The organism is Blastococcus aggregatus, from assembly GCF_900221005.1.
Taxonomy (GTDB): domain Bacteria; phylum Actinomycetota; class Actinomycetes; order Mycobacteriales; family Geodermatophilaceae; genus Blastococcus; species Blastococcus aggregatus.
Window position 1 is genome coordinate 1 of the sequence record NZ_OBQI01000008.1, and the last position, 23,431, is coordinate 23,431.

Annotated in this window: 23 protein-coding genes; 10 read left to right on the forward strand and 13 right to left on the reverse strand. The window is 73.9% G+C overall.

Annotation, left to right across the window (positions count from 1 at the left end):
* Positions 1 to 207: 207 nt before the first annotated feature.
* Both CRP29_RS21240 and CRP29_RS21245 read right to left on the reverse strand, forming a co-directional pair.
* Entirely contained in the window at positions 208 to 837 is a 630-nt protein-coding gene (locus CRP29_RS21240) for an alpha-ketoglutarate-dependent dioxygenase AlkB (protein WP_097197076.1), read from the reverse strand.
* Between the two features lie 61 nt (positions 838 to 898).
* Positions 899 to 3,133, reverse strand: a complete 2,235-nt coding sequence (locus CRP29_RS21245; RefSeq protein ID WP_097197077.1) for a DEAD/DEAH box helicase — start codon at positions 3,131 to 3,133, stop codon at positions 899 to 901.
* 22 nt (positions 3,134 to 3,155) lie between these two features.
* On the opposite strand from CRP29_RS21245, the gene CRP29_RS21250 reads away from it, so the two are divergent.
* On the forward strand, positions 3,156 to 4,046 hold the full coding sequence (locus CRP29_RS21250) for a PHP domain-containing protein (RefSeq protein WP_245853168.1): 891 nt from the start codon (positions 3,156 to 3,158) through the stop codon (positions 4,044 to 4,046).
* 9 nt (positions 4,047 to 4,055) lie between these two features.
* On the opposite strand, the gene CRP29_RS21255 is transcribed toward CRP29_RS21250, so the two are convergent.
* The 3 genes from CRP29_RS21255 to CRP29_RS21265 form a co-directional block, all read right to left on the reverse strand.
* A complete protein-coding gene (locus tag CRP29_RS21255; RefSeq protein ID WP_097197079.1) occupies positions 4,056 to 5,675 on the reverse strand; it encodes a signal peptidase I in 1,620 nt (539 codons plus the stop codon).
* A 58-nt stretch (positions 5,676 to 5,733) separates the two neighbouring features.
* A complete protein-coding gene (locus CRP29_RS21260; protein ID WP_097197080.1) occupies positions 5,734 to 6,132 on the reverse strand; it encodes a hypothetical protein in 399 nt (132 codons plus the stop codon).
* Between the two features lie 226 nt (positions 6,133 to 6,358).
* The gene (locus CRP29_RS21265) at positions 6,359 to 6,781 is read right to left on the reverse strand and encodes an organic hydroperoxide resistance protein (protein ID WP_097197081.1); all 423 of its coding nucleotides are present in this window, start codon (positions 6,779 to 6,781) and stop codon (positions 6,359 to 6,361) included.
* A gap of 113 nt (positions 6,782 to 6,894) precedes the next feature.
* Between CRP29_RS21265 and CRP29_RS21270 the strand changes: the two genes are divergently transcribed.
* Positions 6,895 to 7,464 (forward strand): TetR/AcrR family transcriptional regulator, encoded by a 570-nt coding sequence (locus tag CRP29_RS21270; protein ID WP_097197082.1) that lies wholly within the window; start codon positions 6,895 to 6,897, stop codon positions 7,462 to 7,464.
* A gap of 3 nt (positions 7,465 to 7,467) precedes the next feature.
* Here CRP29_RS21270 and rpsD read toward each other — a convergent pair whose 3' ends face one another.
* The gene (gene rpsD / locus CRP29_RS21275; protein ID WP_097197083.1) at positions 7,468 to 8,070 is read right to left on the reverse strand and encodes a 30S ribosomal protein S4; all 603 of its coding nucleotides are present in this window, start codon (positions 8,068 to 8,070) and stop codon (positions 7,468 to 7,470) included.
* Positions 8,071 to 8,134: 64 nt separating this feature from the next.
* Here rpsD and CRP29_RS21280 point away from each other — a divergent pair, with 64 nt between their 5' ends.
* From CRP29_RS21280 to CRP29_RS21295, 4 genes are all read left to right on the forward strand, one after another.
* Complete coding sequence (locus tag CRP29_RS21280) at positions 8,135 to 8,926, forward strand: DUF2470 domain-containing protein (protein WP_176523082.1); 792 nt, start codon at positions 8,135 to 8,137, stop codon at positions 8,924 to 8,926.
* 46 nt (positions 8,927 to 8,972) lie between these two features.
* On the forward strand, positions 8,973 to 9,380 hold the full coding sequence (locus CRP29_RS21285) for a DUF4345 domain-containing protein (RefSeq protein WP_097197084.1): 408 nt from the start codon (positions 8,973 to 8,975) through the stop codon (positions 9,378 to 9,380).
* Between the two features lie 91 nt (positions 9,381 to 9,471).
* The gene (locus CRP29_RS21290) at positions 9,472 to 10,932 is read left to right on the forward strand and encodes a uracil-xanthine permease family protein (RefSeq protein ID WP_097197172.1); all 1,461 of its coding nucleotides are present in this window, start codon (positions 9,472 to 9,474) and stop codon (positions 10,930 to 10,932) included.
* A 128-nt stretch (positions 10,933 to 11,060) separates the two neighbouring features.
* Positions 11,061 to 12,611, forward strand: a complete 1,551-nt coding sequence (locus CRP29_RS21295) for a methyl-accepting chemotaxis protein (protein WP_097197085.1) — start codon at positions 11,061 to 11,063, stop codon at positions 12,609 to 12,611.
* A gap of 33 nt (positions 12,612 to 12,644) precedes the next feature.
* Here CRP29_RS21295 and CRP29_RS21300 read toward each other — a convergent pair whose 3' ends face one another.
* On the reverse strand, positions 12,645 to 13,346 hold the full coding sequence (locus tag CRP29_RS21300) for a TetR/AcrR family transcriptional regulator (protein ID WP_097197086.1): 702 nt from the start codon (positions 13,344 to 13,346) through the stop codon (positions 12,645 to 12,647).
* 95 nt (positions 13,347 to 13,441) lie between these two features.
* On the opposite strand from CRP29_RS21300, the gene CRP29_RS21305 reads away from it, so the two are divergent.
* Positions 13,442 to 14,164 (forward strand): DUF4386 domain-containing protein, encoded by a 723-nt coding sequence (locus CRP29_RS21305; protein ID WP_097197087.1) that lies wholly within the window; start codon positions 13,442 to 13,444, stop codon positions 14,162 to 14,164.
* 110 nt (positions 14,165 to 14,274) lie between these two features.
* Entirely contained in the window at positions 14,275 to 15,225 is a 951-nt protein-coding gene (locus CRP29_RS21310) for a hypothetical protein (protein WP_097197088.1), read from the forward strand.
* A 51-nt stretch (positions 15,226 to 15,276) separates the two neighbouring features.
* On the opposite strand, the gene CRP29_RS21315 is transcribed toward CRP29_RS21310, so the two are convergent.
* Positions 15,277 to 16,356, reverse strand: a complete 1,080-nt coding sequence (locus CRP29_RS21315) for an alkene reductase (RefSeq protein ID WP_097197173.1) — start codon at positions 16,354 to 16,356, stop codon at positions 15,277 to 15,279.
* Between the two features lie 77 nt (positions 16,357 to 16,433).
* Here CRP29_RS21315 and CRP29_RS21320 point away from each other — a divergent pair, with 77 nt between their 5' ends.
* Entirely contained in the window at positions 16,434 to 17,789 is a 1,356-nt protein-coding gene (locus tag CRP29_RS21320) for an alpha/beta fold hydrolase (RefSeq protein ID WP_097197089.1), read from the forward strand.
* A 91-nt stretch (positions 17,790 to 17,880) separates the two neighbouring features.
* Here the strand turns inward: CRP29_RS21320 and CRP29_RS21325 are convergent, their stop codons facing one another.
* Complete coding sequence (locus CRP29_RS21325; RefSeq protein WP_176523083.1) at positions 17,881 to 18,630, reverse strand: thioesterase family protein; 750 nt, start codon at positions 18,628 to 18,630, stop codon at positions 17,881 to 17,883.
* Between the two features lie 64 nt (positions 18,631 to 18,694).
* Positions 18,695 to 20,146, reverse strand: coding sequence for an MFS transporter (locus CRP29_RS21330; RefSeq protein WP_097197091.1), 1,452 nt, complete (start codon positions 20,144 to 20,146; stop codon positions 18,695 to 18,697).
* Between the two features lie 86 nt (positions 20,147 to 20,232).
* Between CRP29_RS21330 and CRP29_RS21335 the strand changes: the two genes are divergently transcribed.
* Positions 20,233 to 20,700, forward strand: a complete 468-nt coding sequence (locus CRP29_RS21335) for a winged helix-turn-helix transcriptional regulator (protein ID WP_245853169.1) — start codon at positions 20,233 to 20,235, stop codon at positions 20,698 to 20,700.
* A 2-nt stretch (positions 20,701 to 20,702) separates the two neighbouring features.
* On the opposite strand, the gene CRP29_RS21340 is transcribed toward CRP29_RS21335, so the two are convergent.
* The 3 genes from CRP29_RS21340 to CRP29_RS21350 are packed head-to-tail and all read right to left on the reverse strand — an operon-like array spanning position 20,703 to position 23,348.
* Positions 20,703 to 21,632 (reverse strand): oxidoreductase, encoded by a 930-nt coding sequence (locus CRP29_RS21340; RefSeq protein WP_097197093.1) that lies wholly within the window; start codon positions 21,630 to 21,632, stop codon positions 20,703 to 20,705.
* A 20-nt stretch (positions 21,633 to 21,652) separates the two neighbouring features.
* Positions 21,653 to 22,207 carry a hypothetical protein gene (locus CRP29_RS21345; protein WP_097197094.1) on the reverse strand — a complete coding sequence of 185 codons (555 nt, stop codon included), beginning with the start codon at positions 22,205 to 22,207 and terminating at the stop codon, positions 21,653 to 21,655.
* A gap of 4 nt (positions 22,208 to 22,211) precedes the next feature.
* On the reverse strand, positions 22,212 to 23,348 hold the full coding sequence (locus tag CRP29_RS21350) for a serine hydrolase domain-containing protein (RefSeq protein ID WP_097197095.1): 1,137 nt from the start codon (positions 23,346 to 23,348) through the stop codon (positions 22,212 to 22,214).
* Between the last annotated feature and the right edge of the window lie 83 nt (positions 23,349 to 23,431).

The following is a 23,431-nucleotide window of genomic DNA, read 5'->3' on the forward strand; positions in this document are numbered from 1 at the left end:
GGCTGGATGTCCAACACTACGCCGGTTTCCGTTGCCCCCGCCAGTGGCGGGTCCCGGTCCGGCAGACCCTCAGGTCCGCGCGGCGCATGGAGAACATTACATGCCCTCCGGGGCGCTCTGCAGGGGGGGTCCTAGAGGCCTCGTCCGGGGCGCTCTCTGCCCCGGGTTTCCCCGGAACGACGGGGGTCTGGGGGCTCCGGCTCGGCGTCAGGCGACGCCTCGCGGCCGGAACTGGACGCTGACCCGCGGCCCGACCGGCTTGGCCGTCTTCGGGATGCAGTGCTCCCACGTGCGCTGGCAGGTGCCGCCCATGACCACCAGGTCCCCGTGGCCGAGGGGGAACCGGAGGCTCGGCCCGCCCGTCACCGGGCGGAGCAGCAGGGGTCGCGGTGAGCCGAACGAGACGATGGCGACCATCGTGCTGCCCGTGCGGCCCCGGCCCAGGCGGTCGCCGTGCCAGGCGACGCTGTCCCGGCCGTCGCGGTACAGGCACATCCCCGCGCTGACGAACGGCTCGCCGAGTTCCGGCCCGTAGTGGGTGTCCAGCGCCGTCCGCGCGCCGGTGAGCAGCGGGTGGGGCAGCGTCTCGCCGGCGCCGTACCAGCGCAGCAGTCGCGGCACGGCGACCTCGCGCTCGTACATCTGGCGCCGGTCCTCGCGCCAGCCGATGTCCCCGAGCAGGACGTCGAGCACCTCGTCGGAGCCGGACACCCAGCCGGGCAGGTGGTCCACCCAGGCCCCGTCGCTCAACTCGTGCCGCCGCACCCGGCCGGCCAGGGGCGTCAGGGTGGCCTCCTCGGCCACGTCCCACATCGACGGCTGATGGGCGAGCGTCATGCCCGGGACGCTACTCCGAGTTTTCGCACATGTGTGCGAAAAGCTGTGGACAGACGTTCGGTCAGGCGGTCAGCGCGAGGGCGAAGGGCAGCACGGCCGACGCTCCGGCCCGCCGCAGCTCGCGCCCGGCCACCGTCATCGTCCAGCGCGAGTCGGCGAGGTCGTCGACGAGCAGCACCGGCCCGGTGAGGCCTGCGAGCCGTTCCCGCAGCTCGGGCCCCACGACGATCCGGTCCCACACCGCTGCCAGCCGGAAGGCGCTGTTCCCGCCGGGCTGCCCGGTGGGTCCGCCGTGCGCGAGGGAGAGCTCGCCCAGGTACTCCAGCCGCCCCATCCGGGCCAGACCTTGCGCGACACCGGTGATCAACCCGGGGCGGCGGCGCGACGGCATCGCCACCACCGCCACCGGTCGCTGCGACCAGTCCCAGGCGGCCAGCACGCGCGCGCACGCACGGAGGAGCTCGTCGTCCGGGGGGACGTCGGAGATCGACCGCTGCACCGGCACGTCGAAGGCGGCGTCCGGATCCTCCTCGATGCCGGGCGCCTCGAGATCCAGGACCACGGTCCCGCCGACGCCGTCGTCACCCAGGAGGGTGCGCAGCCGCTGGCCCCACCCCAGGTCGGTGAGGCGGGCCACGGCGCGGCCGGGCTCCATCTGGTCGCCGGCGGCGATCTTGCCCTTCACGTCGACGCCGAGACGGTCGGCGCCGGTGGGCCACTGCGCCCGGGGCGCGAGCTCCACCCCGGGCCGGTCGAGCGCCGCCGACGCGGCCTCCGCCGCGGCCTCGGGCACGTCGGTGGAGTACCAGGGGCCGGCGCACACGTCGCAGCGTCCGCACGGGGCGGCCGTCGGGTCGTCGAGGGCGGACTGGAGGAAGGCCATCCGGCACTCGGCCTCGTCGACCGGCTTGGCGTAGGCCAGCATCGCCCGCTGCTCGGCCTCCCGGGTGCGGGTGACGCGGGCGTAGCGGTCGGCGTCGTAGACCCAGGGCCGGCCGGTCGAGCGCCACCCGCCCTGCACCCGCTCCACGGCGCCGTCGACGGCGAGCACCTTGAGCAGCAGCTCCAGGCGGGAGCGGCGCACGTCGGCGACGGTCTCCAGCCGGGCGACCGACCAGGCCTTGCCGTCGGCCATGGCGGTGAGTACCGCCGCGGCGTGGTCCTCGCGCGGCATCGAGGAGGTGGCGAACCACTGCCAGATCGCGATGTCCTCGGGCCCGGGGAGGAGCAGCACGTCGGCGTGCTCGACGGCGCGGCCCGCACGGCCCACCTGCTGGTAGTAGCTGACCGGCGACGACGGCGCGCCGAGGTGGACGACGAACCCGAGGTCCGGCTTGTCGAAGCCCATGCCCAGCGCAGAGGTCGCGACCAGGGCCTTCACCCGGTTCTCGCGCAGGGCCTCCTCGGCGTCCTTGCGGTCGGCGTCGTCCAGCCGGCCGGTGTAGGAGCGCACCTCGTGGCCGGCGTCGCGCAGCAGTGCGGCGGTCTCCTCGGCCGCGGCGACGGTGAGCGTGTAGACGATGCCGCTCCCCGGGAGGTCGCCGATCCGCGCGGCCAGCCAGGCGAGGCGGGCGCGGTCCGAGGGGAGCCGCAGCACGCCCAGGCGCAGCGAGTCGCGGGAGAGCGGCCCCCGCACCGTCGTCACCTCGACACCGCCGGCGCCCAGTTGCTCGGCGACGTCCTCCACCACCCGCTCGTTGGCCGTCGCCGTCGTCGCCAGCACCGGCGTCCCGGCCGGCAGCGTGCCCAGCAGGTCACGGATGCGGCGGTAATCGGGCCGGAAGTCGTGCCCCCAGTCGGAGACGCAGTGCGCCTCGTCGACCACGACCAGGCCGCAGCGGGCGACCAGGCCGGGCAGCTGCTCCTCGCGGAAGCGGGGGTTGGTGAGCCGCTCGGGCGAGACGAGCAGGACGTCGACGTCGTCGGCGGACAGGCGCGCGGCGATGTCGTCCCACTCCGTCATGTTGGCGCTGGAGATCTCCACCGCCCGGATGCCGGCGCGGGCCGCGGCGGCCACCTGGTCGCGCATCAGCGCGAGCAGCGGGCTCACGAGCAGGGTGGGGCCCTTGCCGCGGCGGCGGAGCAGGGCGGTGGAGACGAAGTAGACGGCCGACTTGCCCCAGCCGGTGCGCTGCACGACCAGCGCCCGCTGCGAGCGCTCGACCAGCGCCGACACCGCGGCGTCCTGACCCTCCCGGAAGTCGGCGTCCGGCCGGCCGGTGAGCTCGCGCAGCACGGCCAGCGCCTCTGCGTGGATGGGGCCGGCGACCTCGGACGACGGCGCGACAGTGGTCATGCCTCGACAGTAGGCACCGCGGGTGACAGGACCGACCAGCGCGCGCACCCTGTGGACGACGGTGGACAATCCACAGGCGATGGCACACCACGGGCAGCGACCGCCGGACAATCACGTGCACACGCACTGGTCCTGGGACACCGCGGACTCGTCGACGATGCGGAAGGCCTGCGAGCGGGCCGTGCAGCTGGGGCTGCCGGCGATCGCGTTCACCGAGCACCTCGACTTCACCGTCTGGGACCCCGACGACCGGGCCACCGACGAGGGACTGGTCGAGCGGCACGCCTCCCGGCACGCCGAGATCGACGTCGACGGCTACTTCGCCGAGCTCGAGGACGTGCGCGGCCGGTTCCCCGACCTGCGCATCCTCTCCGGCGTCGAGACCGGCGAGCCGCACCTGTTCGGCAGCAGCGTGGCCTCCTACCTGCGGCAGGCGCCGGTCGACCGGATCCTCGGCTCGCTGCACTCCCTGTCCCAGGGCGGCCGGCTCTACGGCGTCGGCCACCTGCTCTGGCAGGACGACGACGGCACCATGCGCCGCTACCTCGGCGAGCTGGTGGACATGATCGAGAGCAGCGCCGTCTTCCAGGTGCTCGCGCACGCCGACTTCCCGCGTCGTTACTGGCCCGGCGGCACCCATCGGTACGTGGAGAAGGACTACGAGGAGGAGTACCGGGCCGTCTTCCGCGCGCTGGCCCGGTCCGGACGGGCGCTGGAGATCAACACCAGCAGCCCGCTGGCCTCGGCCGACCAGATGCGCTGGTTCCACGAGGAGGGCGGGGAGGCGGTCAGCTTCGGCAGCGACGCGCACTCCCCGGCCGCCGTGGGGCAGAAGTTCGACCTCGCCGTCGACGTCGTGGAAGCGGCGGGGTTCCGCCCCGGTCGCGACCGGTTCGACTTCTGGCGCCGCTGAACCGCTCGCTCAGGCGATGCGGGGCAGCGGCACGGTCATCGGCGGCGGCGCCAGGCGGACCGCCGGGGGCGGCGGGGGCGGCGGCGTCCGGGTGATCGCGGTGTCGGGGAAGACGAAGCGGTAGGTCGTCTCGTTGTCCTGGACGGCGAACGTCTGCCCGTCAGCCCCGGCGTGGTGCAGCACGAGCCCGTCGACCCGCTCGGCGACCCGGCGCAGGGCCGCGGGGTCGGAGACGTCGACGACGCTCCGCCCGGGGACCAGTCCGGCCACCGGCAGGATGCGCGCGGCGTTGCGGACGGCGAACTCGTCGGCGGCGTCCCCGGCGCGCGGCCGGCCGATCCAGCCGGACGCGGCAGTGACGAGCACCGCGACCACCAGGACCACGGCGGCGATGAGCCGGGCGGCGCCGATGGGCAGATCGACGCCGAGGACGGTGAACGTCCGGGACACCTCCGCGTCGAGGGAGACCGAGACGGCGCCGGTCGGGGCGAACGCGGCCTCGGTCGACGGCGGACGGAGCGACACGGTGTCCATGGAGAAGGTCAGCGGGTCCAGAGCGGCGGCGGTGAACGCCTGGCCCTGCACCGAGCCGGTCACGTCGACGACCGGGGTGACGAGGATGCTCGCCGAGCCGGCGCTGCCCCCGATCTCCGCGTTGTGCCGGCCGACGAGAGCGGCGGCGAGCGTCGGGTCGATCTCGGCCGAGGCGGTGGCGACGCCGTCCTGCACGGCGACCGCGGCGCTGCTGCCGAGGGCTGCGGTCCAGCCGTCGGCGGTGGCGACGGAGAGGTCCAGCCGCACGGTGCCGTCGACGGCGTCGAGGCCGGGCGCGTCGACCGTGTGCTCGAAGGAGACGGTCAGCGTGTCGACGAGCTTCGTGTAGATCGGGTCGCCGCTCGTGAGGGCGCCGGTCGGGTAGGTGGTCCCGACCTCCGCGGCTCCGGCGTAGGAGAACCGGCCCTCCTGGGCGACCGGCTGGGTGCGCGCCTCGGTCTCGGTGGACGGCAGGACGAGCAGGACGGCCCCGGCGCCGCCGGCCAGGAGGGCGACCGCCCCCGAGGCGACCGCCACCTGGCGGGCCTGCGCGCGGGTGGGCATGGAGAACGTGGGGAGGGTGAGGGCCGGAGACGTCCGGCCCGTGGAGGCGCGGTGGCGGGGGGCCTTCCGGCCCCCGGCCTTGCGGCGGCTGTTCCCGAACAGCCCGAAGGCGACGGCGAAGATCAGCGTCAGCGACCACGGCGAGGCGATCGCATCGAGGACCTTGCCGCCCTGGGGCACCTGGCGGAACAGCTCGCCGAGCACCTCGTCGGAGGTGGGGCGGTCCTCGTCCAGCCAGTCGTTGTTGTCGCCCTGGAAGACGAACCGGTCCCCCTCGACGGCGACGATCCGGTGCATGACGACGGTGTTCAGGCTGGGGGAGAAGTAGGCCGCCACGTCGCCGACCTCGTAGGAGTCGGCGGGGCGGAGCACGGCGAGGTCACCGGTGGAGAAGCCCGGTTCCATGCTGATGCCGTGCGTCGAGACGTACGTGGTGGCGCCACCGAGCTGCGACGGCCAGAACAACCAGGCAGCCGCCAGCACCAGCGCGGCGATCGCGCTGATGCTGGCGGCTCTGGCTGCGGCGGTCACGGTCGCTTCCGGCTCGTGCGGTGGGGGTGACCTCTCGGGCACCCCCGATACGGAGGGATTACTCGGAGACCGTGAGGGCGATGCCGTCGAAGCTGGCGATCTCGGTGCCCGGGATGTCGCACGAGACGGGGTGGGTGACCGCGAAGGGCTCGAAGGCGCACTGCACGGGCGCGAAGACGTTCGTGCCGGCGTTGGTCACGGTCAGCCAGGCCACGAGGCCCTCGCCGGCGACCTCGGCGGTGAAGTCCTCCACGAGCTCGAACCGGATCTCGTCGACGAGCGACTTGTCCGCGCCGTTCAGCACGTAGTCGATCTGCTCGGTGGTGGCACCGGTGACAGTGGAGTCGCCGTAACCGGCGACGGAGTCCTCGACGGTGTTACCAGCGGTGAAGGCGGAGGTGGCGATGCCGGCAGCGGCGACCGCGGCACCGGCGAGCAGAACACGCGACATGCGCATGGGAGTTTCCGTTCTCTCAGTGGCCCAGGCCCCGCTCGAGTGCTTCTCACCCGGTCTGGGGATGGCTGCGCCGTCATCCTTGACAGGGCAGCTTTCGGCAGATCGGGGGCGGTATTCACTCCTGTCCCAAAAGAATCTGGAGTCGCTGAGTCGACTCCGGGGAACGGTCGCCGGCCGCCATTCCTGCGGCATTTCCGCAGGCCCGCCGCAGAGGCGGTCAGCGGGGTCAGGCGACGGTCGTCTCCAGGGTCACCGGGACGTTGCCGCGGGTGGCGTTCGAGTACGGGCACACCTGGTGGGCGGCCTCGACGAGCTGCTCGGCCGCGGCCTGGTCCAGCCCGCCCAGCTCCACCGAGAGCGTGATCTCCAGCCCGAAGCCACCGGCGTCGTTCGTGCCGATGCCGACGTCCGCGGTGACCGCCGAGTCGGTGAAGGTCACCTTCTTCTCGCGGGCGACCGCCTTGAGCGCCGAGTGGAAGCAGGCCGCGTAGCCGGCGGCGAAGAGCTGCTCGGGGTTCGTCGCCCCGCCCGGGCCGCCCATCTCCTCGGGGATGGCGAGGTCGAGGTCGACCAGGCCGTCGGAGGATCGGGTGTGGCCATTGCGGCCCTCGCCGGTGGCGGTGGCTGTGGCGGTGTAGATGGCGGGCACGGAGTCCTCCGGAGCGTCGAATGTGACAGAACGGTCGTTCTGCCTCGGGTCCACCAGAGCACGGATGCTCACATCCCGCAATACAGAACGTTCGTTCTGCTAACGTGACACGGGTGACAACCCCCGTTCGCACCTCGGCAGCGCGCGACCGCCTCCTCGCGAGCGCCTCGCGGACGTTCTACGGCGAGGGCATCCGCGGGGTCGGCGTCGACCGGATCGTCACCGAGGCCGGGGTCACCCGGGCGACGTTCTACCGACACTTCCCCGGCAAGGACGACCTCGTCGTCGCCTACCTCCGGGCCATCGACGTCGACGTGCGGGCGAGGGTCGGCGAGGTGCCGGAGGGTGACCCGGCGGCCGCCGCCGGCCTGGTCCGCGCGATCGCCGGCGGGATCGGCGGCGAGCTGTGCTCGCACGGCTTCCGCGGCTGCCCGTTCATCAACGCCGCCGCCGAGTTCCCGGACCCGGACAGCCCCGTGCACCGCGCCGTCGTCGAGCACCGCGCGTGGCTCGCCGACGTGCTGACCCGCGCGTTCGCGACCGCAGGCCACGCCGACCCGGCCGAGACGGCCCGGCGGTTCCTCATGCTGCGGGACGGCGCGATGGTCGCCGGCTACCTCGGCGACCCCGAGGCGGCCCGCAGCACGCTGCTGGCCGCCGTCGAGGACCTGCTCGCCGGCTGAACGTCAGCGGGAGTAGTACTCCACGACCAGTTGCTCCTCGCAGATCACCGGCACCTCCTCGCGGCTCGGCGTCCGCTCGTAGCGGGCGACGAGGTCGGCCAGCCGGACCTCGAGGTACTTCGGGGGCTCGGCGTGCGCACCGGAGGCGGCGACGACGAACGGCTCCTTGCGACGCGACTTCTCCGCGACCTGGATGAAGTCGCCGGGCTTGAGCCGGTAGGAGGGGCGGTCCACGCGCGCGCCGTTGACCAGCACGTGCTGGTGGGTGACGAACTGGCGGGCCTGGTAGATCGTGCGGGCGAAGCCGGCGCGCAGGACGGTGGCGTCCAGCCGCGACTCGAGGTCCTGGATCAGCGCCTCGCCGGTCTTGCCGCCGGTGCGCTTCGCCCGGTCGAACGCCGCGCGCAGCTGGGACTCGCTGATGTCGTACTGGGCCCGCAGCCGCTGCTTCTCCTTGAGCCGGGTGGAGTAGTCGCTGTCCTTGCGGCGCTTGCGGCCGTGCTCGCCCGGCGGATAGGGACGGCGCTCGAAGTAGGCGACCGCCTTGGGGGTGAGGGCGATGCCCAGCGCGCGGCTGATCCGGATCTTGGGTCGGGGTGTGTTCACGGGAACCTCCGTCTTTGGTTAGGCTCACCTTACTACTCAGCGCACGAGCCCCGAGGTGGTCCCCATGACAGCTGGATCCAGGCCGAGCCGGCTCCGCGCCGGAACGCCGGCGCCGGTCACCGCGCCGTCCGGGGCGGGCGGTCAGCCGTCGCCGTCCGAGCGCGCCCGCACGGTGGCCGCCCGGCCCACGGCCGCCCTGCACGTGCTCGGGACGGGGACGACGCCCGCGCTGGCGGCGACGACGACGGCCGACGGGCGCACGCTGGTCGTCGTCCCCACGTCGGGGCCGCTGGTCCAGGCGCTGGCCGACTCCCCCGCCGGCGACCTGCCCGCCCGGCTGACGGTGACCGACCGGGCGCCGTCGGCGCTGCGACAGCCGATCCGCGCGCTGGTGGAGATCGCCGGCTGGCTGACGCCGGTACCCGCCGCCGACGTGCCGGCTGCCGTGCTCGCCTTCGCCGACGGCTGCCCGTGCGACGCGCTGTTCGAGGTGGGCCGCACCGCGACGCTGCTGGAGCTCGACGTCGCCGACGTCGTCCTGCACGAGTCGCACGCCGTCGACCACGTCGAGCCCGAGGACTTCGTGGCCGCCGCGCCCGACCCCGTGACCGCTGCCGAGGCCGACCTGCTGACAGCCCAGTCGGACGCCCTGGCCCGGCTCCGCGTGCGGGTGCAGGGCTGGGCCGGCCGGCGGGACGACGTCGGCCTGCTCGGCCTGGACCGCTTCGGCGTCCGCTTCCGGGTCGAGTCGCTGCGCGGCGGCTACGACGTGCGGGTCGCCTTCCCCGAGCCGCTGACCCGGAGCGAGGAGTTCGCTGCCGCCGTCGGCGGGCTGCTGAGCTGCACGCTCGACTGATCGACCCGCGCTGGTCGGGACACCGCCGCTGTGCGACGGTCCTGCGATGACCTCCTCCGACGGCGGCCGACGCGGCCTGCAGATCACCCTGGGCGCGCTCGCAGCCATCCCCCTGGCCTCCGGGCTCGCCGGCGCCCTCGTCGGCCCCACCTCGTTGCCAGACGCCGGGCCGGTGTCGCCGAGCGTGGAGAGCGAGTACCGCTACGCGCACGCCATCTACGCCGCCGCGGCCCCGCTCATCTGGTCGGCCGTGCCGCAGATCGAGCGGAAGGGCGCTCTGGTGCGCGGTGTCTCCGGCGCCCTCTTCCTGGGCGGCGCGGTCCGGCTGCTGGCCTGGCGGAGCACCGGCCGGCCGCACCCCGCGCTCGTCGGAGCCACGGCGCTCGAGCTGCTCGGCCCCCCGCTGCTCGTGGCCTGGCAGCGCCGGGTGGCCCGCTCCACCGGCAGGGGCTGAGGACCGCCCGGAGCAGCCGGACCGCGGTGGTGCGACGATGCGCGTCGCCCGCCGCCGGTCGCGGGCGAACGTGGCAGTCGAGGAGGCCCCGATGGCGTTCGGTTGGAAGCTCTACGGGGACGGCAAGACCCTGCCGCTGGGTGAGGCGGTGGCCCCCGACGAGCGGCTGACCTGGCCGCGGACGGTGGGCATCGGCGCGCAGCACGTCGTCGCCATGTTCGGTGCGACCTTCGTCTTCCCGCTGCTCATGGGCCTGGACCCCAACCTCGCGATCATGATGAGCGGGGTCGCGACGATCCTGTTCCTGCTCGTGGTGCAGGGGAAGGTGCCCAGCTACCTGGGCAGCTCGGCCTCCTTCGTCGGCGGCGTGGTCGCGGTCCGGGCAGCGGGCGGCTCGGACGCCGACGTCCTCGGCGCGCTACTGGTCTCCGGCGTCGTCCTCGCGCTGGTCGGCCTGGTCATCCACCTGGCCGGCGTGCGGGTGATCAACCAGGTCCTGCCCCCGGCGGTGACCGGCGCCGTCGTGCTGCTGATCGGCTTCAACCTCGCCCCGGTCGCGACGTCGACCTACTGGCCGCAGGACCAGTGGGTGGCGCTGGCGACGATGGCGTTCGTCGTCGTCGCCTCGCTGCTGCTGCGCGGATTCCTGGCCCGCATCTCGATCCTGCTCGGGCTGGTGTTCGGCTACCTGCTGTCGATCCTCCTCGACTGGGCGGCCGGACCGGTGGGTTCGACCGGCGAGGACCGGGTCGACTTCACCGCCGTCGGCGACGCCCGCTGGTTCGGCCTGCCGGAGTTCACGACGCCGTCCTTCTCGCTGAACTTCTCGCTGCTCGTGCTGCCGGCCGTGATCGCACTGGTCGCCGAGAACGCCGGGCACGTGAAGGCGGTGGCCGAGATGACCCGGCGCGACCTCGACCCGATGATCGGCCGGGCCGTCGCCGCCGACGGCCTCACCACCGTGCTGGCGACGTCGATCGGCGGCTCCCCCACCACGACCTACGCGGAGAACATCGGCGTCATGGCCGCGACCCGCGTGTACTCGACCGCCGCCTACTACGTGGCTGCGATCGTCGCGATCGTCCTGGGGCTCGTGCCCAAGTTCGGCGCGCTGATCAACGCCATCCCCGGCGGTGTCCTCGGCGGGATCACCGTCGTCCTCTACGGGATGATCGGCCTGCTCGGCGCGAAGATCTGGAAGGAGAACCGCGTCGACTTCGCCAACCCGATCAACCTGGTGCCGCTGGCCGCGGGCATCGTGATCGCCATCGGCAACTCGGGTGACGCCGCGCCGCTGCTGCAGATCACCGACGACTTCTCCCTCGGCGGGATCGCGCTCGGCACGATCGTCGCGGTGGGCGGCTGGCACCTCGCCCGCGCGCTCGCCCCGGCCGAGATGAAGGCGTCGCTGACCCACGAGGGGCCGCACCCGGCCGCCGGGTCGACCTTCGGGCACGTCCACGGCGCTGAGGACGGCCTGGGGGACGGCGCGGAGGACGGCGCGGGGGACGGCGCCACGGCCACCACGGCGGCGGATCGCGCGACGCCCTGACGGCCCTCGCGCGGGATCGGTTGCCCGCCACCGGGTGGCGCACAGGTACCGATGGCGTCGATCACTGCCGATAGCGCCTCTCGGTGGCGGGGTGTTCCGGTCGCCGGACGACCCGAGAAGGACCCCCGATGAGTCGACTCACGCGCAAGGCCAGCACCGTCACCGCCCCCGTCGCCGTCCCGCGCGACGTCGAGGCGGTCGAGGCGGTGATCAACGCCCTCGACGAGGGGGTCGCCGACAGCGCCGCCGCGCACCGGACGATCGTGACCACGCTGGCCCGCGAGCTCGACCTCGACTACGGCGCGGCCTGGCTGGTGGACGAGGACGGGGGCTTCTCGCTCGCGGCCGAGGGCGGACGCAGCGCCGGCGCCATGCGGGCGGCGCGGATCGAGCGGCTGATGCCGGGCGAGGGGCTGGCCGGGGCGGCGATCAGGACGCAGGACCCGGTGCTCGCGAACGAGACCACCGACCCGGCGTTCTGCGGACGCTGGAAGGCCGCCCAGTCCGCCGGGGCCACCCGCGGATGCGTGCTGCCGATCCTCGACGAGCGGGGCAAGGTCGCCTGCCTGTACGAGTTCTACAACGACCGGGAGCTGCCGTTCTTCGGCGGCCGGCAGTCGAAGTGGCGGTCGCTGCGGGGCGTCCTGGTGCACGCGCACCGGTCGGCGCTGGCGCGGGCACACCTGCAGGAGACGCTGAACGACCGGGAGGCCGTGACCACCGTCGTGACGACGCTCGGCGCGGCCGCGACCCAGGAGCAGGCGCTCCGCCTCGCGCTGGACACCGTGCGCAGCGCCTTCGGCTGGGCCTACGGCTCGTACTGGGCGCTGGACGAGTCGGCGAACGTGCTGCGGTTCCAGCAGGAGTCCGGCTCGGCGGGCGAGGAGTTCCGGGCCGTCACGCTCAGCGCCAGCTTCGCCGAGGGCGTGGGCCTGTCGGGCCGGGCCTGGCGGGCCCGCGAGCTGGTCTTCGTGCCGGACATCGGCAAGGTCACCGACTGCGTGCGGGCGCCGGCCGCCCAGCGCGCGGGCGTGAAGTCCGGCGTCTGCTTCCCGGTGGTCGTCTCCGGCCGCGTCGTCGGGACGATGGACTTCTTCGTCACCGAGACCATCGAGCTGTCGGAGTCGCGGGCGGCGTCGCTGCGCAACGTGCAACAGCTGGTGTCGCAGCGGCTGGACGTGCTGCGCCGCAACGAGGAGAGCGCGGCGAACGCCCGCGAGCTGCTGGTGACCGTGGCCCGGTTGCGCGAGGCGGCGAACGAGGCCGGCCAGGTGGCGGAGAGCGCCGTGACCCAGGCGTCGGCGATGACCGGCGACGTCGTGGCCCTGGACGAGGCGTCGGCGGCCGTCGGCGAGGTCATCCGGATCATCTCCGGCATCGCCGACCAGACGAACCTGCTGGCCCTCAACGCCACCATCGAGGCGGCCCGGGCCGGCGAGGTGGGCAAGGGCTTCGCGGTCGTGGCCAGCGAGGTCAAGGACCTGGCCCGGGAGACGGCGAAGGCCACCCAGCGGGTCGCCGACCAGATCGCCGGCATCCAGTCGAGCTCGAAGGCGGTCGCGGAGGGCATCTCCACGACCGGCGAGATCATCGGCCGGCTGGACGAGGTGCAGAGCCGGATCGGCGAGGTGCTCGGCGAGCAGGAGCGCATGGCGCAGCTGATCGAGGCCGCTGGCTGATCGAGGCCGTGGGCTGACTCCCCCGTCGCGGCATCAGCCGCGCCGGGACGTCCAGCCCTGCTCCCGCAGCCGCTCGAAGCCGTCGAGCATCAGGTCGAGGGCGAACTCGAACTCGAACTGCTCGTCACAGCCGCCACCCACGCGGGAGAGATCCCCGGAGGTGGCGGCTGTCGCGATCTCGAGGATGTGCGGAAAGCGCTCGGCGAACTCGGCGGCCATCGCCTCCTGCTGCTCGGGGCTCGGTGCCGGCGCCGACGGGTCGCGCGGCTCCTCGAACAGCTCCGGGCTGAAGCCCCACATCCGGTTGCCCAGCGCGTGCATGACGTGGTGGGTCAGGTCGGGGGAGAACCCGCCGGCCCGGAACATCCCGGCCAGGGAGTCCATGTAGGCGAGGACCGTCGGCGTCCGGCGGGTGCGCGACTCGATCGCCTTCCGGGCCCAGGGATGCCGGACCACCACCTCCCTGGCCGAGAGCACGCGCCGGCGGACGGCGTCACGCCAGTCCGCGGTCGGGGCCGCGGGGTCGATCTCGCCCAGGACGACGTCGACCATGCCGTCCACGAGCTCGTCCTTGTTCGCGACGTGCTTGTAGAGCGCCATCGGGACGACGCCCAGCTCCTGGGCGAGCTGCCGCATGCTCAGCGCCTCGATGCCTACGGAGTCCGCCAGGGCGACCGCCGCACCCAGCACCCGGTCGCGGCTCAGGGGCGCCCGTCGCGCGGTGCCGCCGGTCATCGATCTCCCTCTCTCCATTGACAGGCGTACACCGTACACCTACGGTTCGTGGCCGCAGGTGTACGCCGTACACCTCTTGCTCCGGAGGCAGCAGCATGGGCACCACCCGACCGAACGCCGTCGCAGCAGGCGTGTTCTTCCTCGTCGCGTTCGCCACGGCGATCGCCGGACTCGCGCTCTACCAGCCGGCGCTGGGCGATCCCGCCTACGTCCTCGGCGCGGGGGCCGACGGGCAGGTGCTGCTCGGCGGCTTCCTCGAGCTACTGCTGGCCGGCTCGTGCATCGGCACGGGCGTGGCGCTCTACCCGGTGATCAGGCTGTACGGCCCGAGCGTCGCGCTCGGCTACGTCTGCGGGCGGCTGCTCGAGGCCGCGATCATCTGCGTCGGCATCGTCGCCACCCTCTCGCTGGTCAGCCTGCGGCAGGACGCGCCCGCCGGCGACGACGAGGCCCTGACCACGGCCGCCCGGACGCTGATCGCCCTGCACGACTGGACCTTCCTGCTCGGCCCCGGTCTGGTCATCGGCGTCAACAGCATGCTGCTGGCCTGGCTGATGCTGCGCTCGCGGCTCGTCCCCGCCTGGATCGCCCGGCTCGGACTGGGGGGCGGGGCGCTGGGCGGGGCGCTGGTCCTGGCGTCGTCCACGGCGGTGCTGTTCGGGTTCTACGCGCAGACGTCCGCCGTCGCCCTCGTGGCCGCGATCCCGGTCGCCGCGTGGGAGCTGTGCCTCGCCGTGCGGCTGATCGTCTCCGGCTTTGCGCCGTCGCTCCCGGAGCGCCGCCCCGGCCAGGAGCTGCCTGTTCCCACCCTCGCCTGAGCACGCGTGTTCAGCGGTGTCGCGGGAGGCCGGGGCGACACGCCCGGACTGCTTGTGCCGCGGCCAGGTGCGGGCGGAGCCTTCGCCGAAACCGGACACGGGGGCGGGGAATGGGTATCGGGTCGACCATCGGGACCGCCGTCGAGCGAGGGCTCGACGAGCACGACGACCGGCGCGACCTGGCCGTCACGACCTGGCGGTACCTGCGCATGGGGCTGATCGCGCTCGCGATCGGGCTCGGCGTGGCGGTCGCCTACGAGCGGATGCGCGCCGGGTGCTGGCAGACCTCGATCAGCGCCTACTACTACACACCCGCCCAGGGGGTCCTGGTCGGCGGGCTGGTGGCGATCGGCGTCTGCCTGATCTGCCTGCGGGGAGCCAGCGACGGCGAGGACGTCCTGCTCAACCTGGCCGGGATCGGCGCCCCGTTCGTCGCGCTGGTCCCCCTCCCCGACGAGGGCGACTGCGCCGTGCCGGACCTCGCCGTCGGCGATCAGGCGCTCAACGTCGGCAACAACATCACCGCGCTGCTGGTCGTCGCCTGGCTCTCGCTCGCGTTCGTGGCCCTCGTCACCGTCCGGAACCCCCAGCGGGACGCCACGACCCGGCCGTCGGCCGCCGACCTCACGGGCTACGCCGTCGCTGTGGCCGTCCTCCTCGGCACCACGGTCTTCTTCGTCGCCGACCGCGGCCTGTTCCTCGACGTCGCGCACTACCTCGCGGCGACCCTGATGTTCGTCTTCGTCTTCCTGAACGTCTGCCTGAACGCCGTCCAGCGGTACCGGGCGGAGCGGAAGGCGGGGATGCCCGCCGGGTGGGACAACCGCTACGCGCGGATCGCGGTGGTCATGCTGGTCGACGTCGGCGTGCACGGCGTCCTGCTGCTGCTCGACTGGTCGCACTGGATCCTCACCCTCGAGGCCAGCCTGATCGCCCTGTTCACCTGGTTCTGGGTGGCGCAGACCTTCGAGCGCTGGGCGGACGGCATCACGCCGACACCCGGTACGGGCATGCGACCCGACCCTGGAGGGGTCGGGCGACGGAGCACGAGAGCCCGCTGAGGGTCGCCCACCGGTGTCGGGGCGACCCTCAGCGCGCGGTGATCGACGGCGTCAGCCGACCTGCTCCAGCGTCGGGTAGTCGGTGTAGCCCTCGGCGCCGGCCGCGTAGAACAGGTGCGGCTGCGGCTCGTTCTCCGGGTGCTCGCCGGCCCAGCGCTCGACCAGGTCCGGGTTGGCGATCACCGGCCGGCCGACGGCCACGGCCTCGGCGTGCGCGTCCTCGATCAGGCCGAGCGCCTCCTCGCGGGTGGTGACCGAGGCGAAGCCGCTGTTGGCGATCAGCGGGCCGCCGAAGCGCTGCCGCAGCTCCTGCACCAGCTCGCAGCCGGGCTCCTTGTGCAGCACGGAGAGGTAGGCCAGGCCGAGCGGGCGGAGCTGGTCGAGCAGCGCGCCGTAGGTGAGCAGCGCGTCGGCGGCGTCGGTCTCGAAGGCGCCCTGGATGTTGTGCTGCGGGGAGATCCGCAGGCCCACGCGGCCCGCGCCGATCGCCTCGGCCACCGCCGTCACCACCTCGACGACGAAGCGCGCGCGGTTCGCAGGCAGCCCGCCGTAGGAGTCGGTGCGCTCGTTGGACACCGGCGACAGGAACTCGTGCAGCAGGTAGCCGTTGGCGCCGTGCAGCTCGACGCCGTCCAGGCCGGCGTCGATCGCGTTGCGCGCGGCCTGCACGAACTCGTCGCGCACGCGGCCGAGCTCGTCAGCGCCGAGCGCGTGCGGCACCGGGTAGGGCGCCTTGCCGGTCGGCGTGCGGACCTCGCCCTCGATGGCGATGGCCGACGGCGCCTCGGGCTCCAGCCCGTCGTTGATGTCGGGGTGGCTGACCCGGCCGGCGTGCATCAGCTGCATGACGATCTGCCCGCCGCGCTCGTGCACCGCGCCGGCGACCCGGCGCCAGCCCGCGATCTGCTCGTCGGTGACGATGCCCGGCTGGCCGGGGTAGCCGCGCGACTGCCGGTTGGGCCACACGCCCTCGGTGATGATCAGGCCGAGGCCGGCGCGCTGCCGGTAGTGCTCGACGATCAGGTCGTTGGGCACGCCGGCCGCTCCCGCGCGCAGACGGGTGAGCGGCGCCATGACGACGCGGTTGGCCAGCTGGAGGTCGCCGAGGGCGATCGGTGAGAACAGATCCACGTCTGGGACATCGCGGACGGACACGGAGCGCATTCCGATGTGCGACCTACGTCACCTTCCTGCCCTAGGGTGTCGCCGTGATCAACTCGGGGCGCGTCCGCCGTCCGCTGTCCGCCCTGGTCCTCGTGGCCGCCCTGGCGCTGACCGGCTGTTCCTCGGACGGCGACGACGACGGCGCCTCGGCCGCGGAGCCGGCGGTGGCCACGGTCGAGGGCACCGACCCGCTCCCGCCGCTCCCCGACGACGTCGCCCTGCCGATCGTCTTCGTGCACGGCTTCGCCGGATCCGCCCAGCAGATCGAGTCCAACGCCATGCGCCTGGTGGCCAACGGCTACCCCGCGGACCGGATCGTCGCCTACGACCACGACGGCGCCGGCCTGGACATCCCCGGCTACGCGGCGGGGTTGACCGAGCTCGTCGACGAGACGCTCGCCGAGTTCGACGTCGAGCAGGTCCACCTGATCGGCCACTCCCGCGGCACCGCCGTCGGCAACCTCTTCCTGAGCGACCCGGCGTCGGCGGCCACGGTGGCCAAGTACGTCGCCATCGACGGCCGGCCGTGCCCCGAGCCGCAGGTCGTCCCCTGCATCGCGCCCGTGCAGGCCCAGTTCCCCGGCCAGACGCACGTCGAGGTGGCGACGTCGAAGGAGTCCTTCGCCGCGCAGTACGAGTTCCTCGTCGGCCAGGCGCCCGAGGTGGTCGACATCGTGCCGCAGCGCGAGCCGGTGGAGATCTCGGGCCGGGCGGTCAACTTCCCGGCCAACACCGGTCGCGACGCGACGCTGGACATCTGGGCGATCGACGCCGCCAGCGGCGCCCGCACCGGCGACGAGCCGCACGCCAGCATCGAGCTCGGCCCCGACGGCGAGTTCGGCCCCGTCGAGCTCGAGAACGCGGCCCACTACGAGTACGCGCTCAGCTCGGACGCCTCGCCCGTCGTCCACCACCTCTACCTGCAGCCCTACGTCCGCAGCAGCGCCTTCGTCCGGCTGCTCTCCTCGGAGGCCGACGGCACCATCCGGCAGAACACGAACGTCGGCGACGAGCACACCGCACTGGTGATCATGCGGATGCGCGAGTGGCACGCGCAGGGCGACCCCGACGTCCTCGAGCTCAGCGTGGACGACGGCGAGCCGGTGGACGTGATCACCGACTTCGTGGGGAACAGCGCCATCGGGCTGCACGTCCACGACGACGTCGCCACCCCCGGCGAGAGCACGACGGCGAAGCTGCCCTACTTCGGCGAGCAGCCGTTCCAGAGCGGCATCGACGTCTTCCTGCCCGCCTCGCCCGACGGCGACGGCACCGTCACCGCCCGGAACCTGCCGCGCGGCGACGCGGGCCGGCCGCAGACGCTGAACGTGCCGAACTGGCCGTCGAGCGGGCACACCGTGAGCCTCGTCTTCGCCGACTGGGCGGTCGACGGCGCCTGACCTCGAGGGCGTCCTCCCTCACCGCAGCGCCTCCTCCCTCACGGTGGGCGGTGAGGGAGGACGCGCCATGATCAGGTTCCCTGATCCCAGCTCAGACCCCCAGCAGGCGGCGGGTCTGGCGGCCGCGGGCCACCAGCGAGCCGTCGAGCGCGCGCAGCTCGACGTCGTCCACGGCGAGGGCGTCGTCCGCCCAGACCGTGCGCTGGTCGACCCGCACCCAGGCGCCGGACGGTGGCGGTGAGCCGGCGAGGTGCGCGGTCAGCTCCACCGTCGGCATCGCCGCCGGCACGGTGCGGACGGCGAACAGCGAGGGCGGCAGCGCGTCCAGCAGCACACCGAGCTGGACCAGCGGGGCCAGCTCGGCGCCGCGGATGCGCACCCAGGCGTGCAGCCGCGGCTCGGCGCCCCCGCCCAGCGGCCGGGTGCTGCCGAGCGCCCGGATCTCGGTGTGCTCGCCGACCGGCACGTAGTCGCGCGGCAGCTCGAACGGCTCGCCGTCCTCCAGCCGGGGCAGCGGCTCCCCCGGCCCGAACTCGCGCGCGGACGACGCCCGCCCGGCCGAGGTGAGCACCTGGGCGACCGCCCGCAGGGCGCCCTCCTGCCGCAGCTCGCTGCGGACGCTCCCCGTCCGGCCGGCCCGGTCGGCGACGGCGGCGACCTCGACCGCCACGTCCGACGCGACGCCGCCGAGGAGGTGCGCGGTCACCGCCCGCGGCGCGGCACCCGAGAGATCGGCCGCGGCGTCGAGCAGGTGCCCGATGACCAGCCCGCCCTGCGTGCTGGTGAACGAGCGCCAGGTGGGGTCGAACACGAGCCGTCGCCCGCCCGCGCCCTCGGGCATGGGAAGCGATACACCTGTTGTGCGGGCCGAAACGCACGTATCGCTTCCCATACCTGGACCTCGCTCAGTCGACGGGGGCGGGCGTGGGCGCGGGCACCGCGACGGGCGCGGGCAGCTGCAGGTCGGCGTGGTGCCCGCGGCCGACGGCCAGCGCCAGCAGGCTCGCCACGAGGGCGAGACCGACGGTGAGCGACCACCCGCGCTCGGCACCGGACAGCTCCCCGCCGGCGCCTGCGACGGCGGCCAGGAGGATCGAGACCCCCAGCGTCGCGCCGATCTGCCGGAACGCGCCGAAGGTCGCCGTCCCGGTCGCCAGGGCTGCCGGCGGCAGCGAGGAGGACGCCGCGGCCGAGAGGTTCGTGAGCGTCAGCCCGACGCCGATGCCGGTGAAGACCTGCCCGGGCAGGAAGTCGGTGACGAACCCGCTCTCCGGGCCCACCTGCAGGATCCAGAACAGCGCACCGAGCGCGAAGATCGCCGTCCCCGCCGCGGCGACCGGACCGCAGCCGATGCGGGCACCGAGCCGCCCGGCGGGGATCGCGGTCAGCGCGGCCAGCGCCGGCCCGGGGATCAGCGCGAAGCCCGCCTCGATCGAGGAGAAGCCCCAGCCCTCGGTCAGCCACAGGACGTTGCCCAGCAGCATCCCGCCGAAGCCGGCCATGAAGAACGCCATGGCCAGGTTGGCGAGGGTGTAGGAGCGCACCCGGAACAGCGCCAGCGGCAGCACCGGGACGACGCCGCGCGGCACCCGGGCCGCACGCAGCCCGACCAGCGCACCGGCGACGGCAGCGCCCGCGAACGCGCCGACCACCACGCGGCTGCCCCAGCCGCGGTCGGGGGCGTCGACCAGCCCGTACGCCAGCAGGCCGACGGACACGACGAGCAGCACCGCGCCCAGCAGGTCGGGCCGGCGGGTCTCCGACTCGTCCCGCGACTCCGGGAGCACCCGCAGGCCGATGACCAGCGCGGCGATGCCGACCGGCACGTTGACCAGGAAGATCCAGCGCCAGGAGAGCTCGAGCAGCAGCCCGCCGATGGGCGGCCCCAGGGCGGCGGCCACGCCTCCGACCATCGACCACACCGCGATCGCCGTCGCCCGGCGGGCCGGGGGGAAGGCGTGCAGGAGCAGCGCCAGCGACGTCGCCGTCACCATCGCGCCGCCGACCGACTGGACCACCCGGAACGCGACCAGGCTCCCCACACCCCAGGCGAACGCGCAGCCCAGCGAGCCGGCGAGGAAGGTGGCCAGGCCGGCGAGGAAGACCCGCCGCCGCCCGATGCGGTCGGCGACCCGGCCGGCCGGCGCGAGCAGGGCGGCGAAGACGATCGTGTAGCCGTTCAGCACCCAGGACAGCGCGCCGGTGGACGTCTCGAACGTCTCGCCGAGCACGGGGAACGCGATGTTGACGATGAACAGGTCGAGCGAGGAGAGGAAGACCGCCGCGGAGACCACGAGCAGCACCAGGCCCGGGCTGCGCGCAGGGGCTGCCGTCGCCGGCCCGGTCGTCGCGCTCATGGCACCCCCGCCTCGTCCTCGGTTCGCCTGCCGAACCGACTCGATCGGACCGTACACGAGTTGGTTCGGTATGCGAACCTTGAACCGTGACGGACCGATTGGACGAGCTGCCCGGGCGGCGCTGCTCGATCGCGGGCGCCCTCGACGTGGTGGGCGACCGCTGGGCGCTGCTCGTCGTCCGCGAGGTGGCGCTGGGCGCGCACCGGTTCAGCGAGATGCGGCGCGGGACGGGCGCCCCCCGCGAGCAGCTCACGGCGCGGCTCAACGCCCTGGTCGACGCCGGGGTGCTGGAGCGCAAGCAGTACAGCGAGAGCCCGCCCCGCTGGGACTACCACCTGACGAAGGCCGGGCGGGACCTCTGGCCGGTGCTGCAGGCGCTCATGCAGTGGGGCGACCGCTACGTCGCCGACGAGCCCCCGGTCGAGCTCCGCCACGCCGGGCACCGGATCACCGCATCCTGGGTGTGCGACGTCTGCGGCGAGCGGATCGGGCGGGACACCGAGCGGCACGTCCGCGACGCGCACCAGCCCGAGGGCGGCGCGCTGCCCCGCTGACCTCAGGCCGGCGGGACCACCAGCGGCACCCCGGTCTCCTTCTCCGAGACCGCCCAGAGGACGTCGATCTGCTTCTGCAGGTCGTAGCGGCGCAGGATCGGCCGCCGGACCGGCGGCCCGTGCGAGCCGAAGCGCGGGGCGTAGAGCTCCCCGCCCCTGGCCGCCGGGTCGGTCGCCGCCCGCAGCTGCGGCCGCGCGCCCTCCAGCGGCGTCATGCCCGAGCGCGCGGTGAGCACGTGGGCGGCCGCGCCCACCCAGCCCCCGCCGCCCTCGCGCACCGTCCGGGCCTGCAGGTCGGTGTTCGACAGCCCCGGGTGCGCGATCAGCGACGCCGCCGCGACACCGGCCTGCGCGAACCGCTGCTGCAGGCCGAGGCCGAAGTGGTAGTTGGCCATCTTGGCCCGCGCGTAGGAGCCCCACGCGCGATACTTGCGCGTCATGTGCGGATCGGCCGGGTCCAGCGGGCCGCCCATGAACCGGGCCGTGCTGGTCACCGTCACCACCCGCGCCGCGGGCGCGCGCAGCAGCGCCGGGAGCAGGTGGGCGGTGAACGCCCAGTGCCCGAGGTGGTCGACGCCGAGCTGCATCTCGAACCCGTCGACGGTGGTGCGCTGCGGCATCGCCATCACGCCGGCGTTGTTCACCAGCAGGTCGATCCGCTCGTGCGCCGCCAGCACGGTGTCCGCCGCGGCCGACACGACCGACAGGTCGCCCAGGTCCAGCGGCACCACCTCCAGCGACGCCGCCGGGTACCGCTCCCGGATCCGCGCCGTCGCCGCCGCCGTCTTCTCCGGATCCCGGGCCGCGACGACGACGTGCGCCCCGGCGCCGGCCAGCGCGAGCGCCGTCTGGAAGCCCAGGCCGCCGTTCGCGCCGGTCACCACCGCGGTGCGGCCACTCAGGTCGGGGATGTCGCTCTCGGTCCAGGCCACGGGTGCGATCCTGCCGCAGGTCAGCCCAGCCGGCCGGTCGCCCGCAGCTCGACCGCGGTCAGCACCTCCCAGCGCACCGCGCTGCTGCCCGGCCGGATCACCCGCCAGTAGCGGGCGAAGGCCCGCCGGCTGGCGGGGTCGGTCGCCGTCACGCGGGTCTCGGAGCTCAACTGCGTGCCGCTCCCGCTGGGGGTCAGCCGGAAGTCCATCGCGGCCTTCACCCAGCCGGGCGTGGCCCAGGCCCGCAGCCGGCCGGCGTCCAGGGCCGGCCCGGGCTCGCCACCGGTCAGCTGCCAGGGCTGGAGCACACCGCCGAACACCACCGACGACGGCGGGTCCGACGCCAGGAGCGGCACGGGCAGGGCGTCGAGGAAGGGCCGGTCGTGCAGCTCGCCCAGCCCGCGCCCGGAGAGCACCACCGGGAGGAACCGGGCGGCCGAGAGCACCAGCGTGACCGGCAGCCCGGACATCCGGACGGCGTGCAGCGCGTCCCAGACCACGGCCGGCTCCGCGGCGATCCAGCGCGCCTGGCGGGTGAGGTGGTCCGGCCGGGGGACGACGTCGTCGAGCCGCACCGGCTCAGCCCAGCGCGGCGTAGACCGCGCGCACGTAGGCCTCGCTGCGCGGCGAACCGAGGAGCCCGCCACCCATCTTGTTCATCATGTAGCTGATCGTGAGCCGCCGGTCGAGGTCCAGGACGACCAGCGATCCGCCCCAGCCGCCCCAGAAGAAGGTCCGGCCCTCGGGCACGTAGGGCACCACCGGCGAGCCGAGGCAGAAGCCGTTCCCCCAGCGGAACGGGGCGCCCAGCACGAGGTCCACGCCGTCGGCCTGCTGGTCGAAGACCTTCTCGATCGTCTCCGGCGAGAGCAGCCGCACGCCGTCGGCCTCGCCCCCCAGGCTCAGCACCCGCAGCGCCTTCATCACGCCGCGGGCGTTGGAGTGCCCGTTGAGGGCGCCGAGGTCGGCGGCCCGCCACTCCGGCGAGTTCGCCGCGGCGGCCGAGGCCTTGGGGCCGGTGAAGGTCTTGACGCTCACCGACTCCGGATCGGGCGCGGGCCCCCCGGCGTCGGGCCGCGGGGGCGCGACGACCGGCGCGATCCGGGAGACCTCGGACTCGCGGGCGCCGATCTGGAAGTCCGCACCCAGCGGGTCGGCGATCCGGTCGGCGACGAACTTCTTGAAGGTGGTGTTGGTGATCCGGCGGATGACCTCGCCGACCAGGTGTCCCTGGTTGTTGGCGTGGTAGCCCGAGGCGGTGCCCGGCTCCCACCACGGCCGCTGCTGCGCGAGCCGCTCGGTCGCCGAGGTCCAGTCGTACATGTCGCGGATGGAGAAGGGCCGCTCCCAGCCCGAGACGCCGGAGGTGTGCGACAGCAGGTGACGGACCAGTACGTCCTTCTTGCCCTTGGCGGCGAACTCCGGCCAGTAGTCGGCGACCGGCGCATCGAGGTCCAGCTCGCCCCGGTCGACCAGCATCAGCGCCGAGAGCGCGAGCACGCACTTCGTCGTCGACCAGACGTTGACGATCGTGTGCTCGGACCACTCCTGGGTGCGCTCGGGGTCACGGTGCCCGCCCCAGAGGTCGACGACGGTCTCGCCGTCCCAGTCGACGGCGATCGACGCGCCGAGCTCCTCACCCGCGTCGAGCTGCTGCGCCAGCGCCTCGCGGACGCCGGCGAACCGCTCGTCGCACCGGCCGTGGACCTCGGCCATGCCACCCCCTGGTCTCGGGACGGCGCCGTCGCCGTCCGCTGGACCCATCCGACCACGCGGCCGGCACCCCCGCGAGGCGCCCC

Coding starts and splice junctions, on each gene's coding strand:
- CRP29_RS21240 (WP_097197076.1), bottom strand. CDS start 837: ATGACGCTCGCCCATCAGCCGTCGATGTGGGACGTGGCCGAGGAGGCC.
- CRP29_RS21245 (WP_097197077.1), bottom strand. CDS start 3,133: ATGACCACTGTCGCGCCGTCGTCCGAGGTCGCCGGCCCCATCCACGCA.
- CRP29_RS21260 (WP_097197080.1), bottom strand. CDS start 6,132: ATGCGCATGTCGCGTGTTCTGCTCGCCGGTGCCGCGGTCGCCGCTGCC.
- CRP29_RS21280 (WP_176523082.1), top strand. CDS start 8,135: ATGACAGCTGGATCCAGGCCGAGCCGGCTCCGCGCCGGAACGCCGGCG.
- CRP29_RS21285 (WP_097197084.1), top strand. CDS start 8,973: ATGACCTCCTCCGACGGCGGCCGACGCGGCCTGCAGATCACCCTGGGC.
- CRP29_RS21290 (WP_097197172.1), top strand. CDS start 9,472: ATGGCGTTCGGTTGGAAGCTCTACGGGGACGGCAAGACCCTGCCGCTG.
- CRP29_RS21295 (WP_097197085.1), top strand. CDS start 11,061: ATGAGTCGACTCACGCGCAAGGCCAGCACCGTCACCGCCCCCGTCGCC.
- CRP29_RS21300 (WP_097197086.1), bottom strand. CDS start 13,346: ATGACCGGCGGCACCGCGCGACGGGCGCCCCTGAGCCGCGACCGGGTG.
- CRP29_RS21305 (WP_097197087.1), top strand. CDS start 13,442: ATGGGCACCACCCGACCGAACGCCGTCGCAGCAGGCGTGTTCTTCCTC.
- CRP29_RS21310 (WP_097197088.1), top strand. CDS start 14,275: ATGGGTATCGGGTCGACCATCGGGACCGCCGTCGAGCGAGGGCTCGAC.
- CRP29_RS21325 (WP_176523083.1), bottom strand. CDS start 18,630: ATGCCCGAGGGCGCGGGCGGGCGACGGCTCGTGTTCGACCCCACCTGG.
- CRP29_RS21330 (WP_097197091.1), bottom strand. CDS start 20,146: ATGAGCGCGACGACCGGGCCGGCGACGGCAGCCCCTGCGCGCAGCCCG.
- CRP29_RS21350 (WP_097197095.1), bottom strand. CDS start 23,348: ATGGCCGAGGTCCACGGCCGGTGCGACGAGCGGTTCGCCGGCGTCCGC.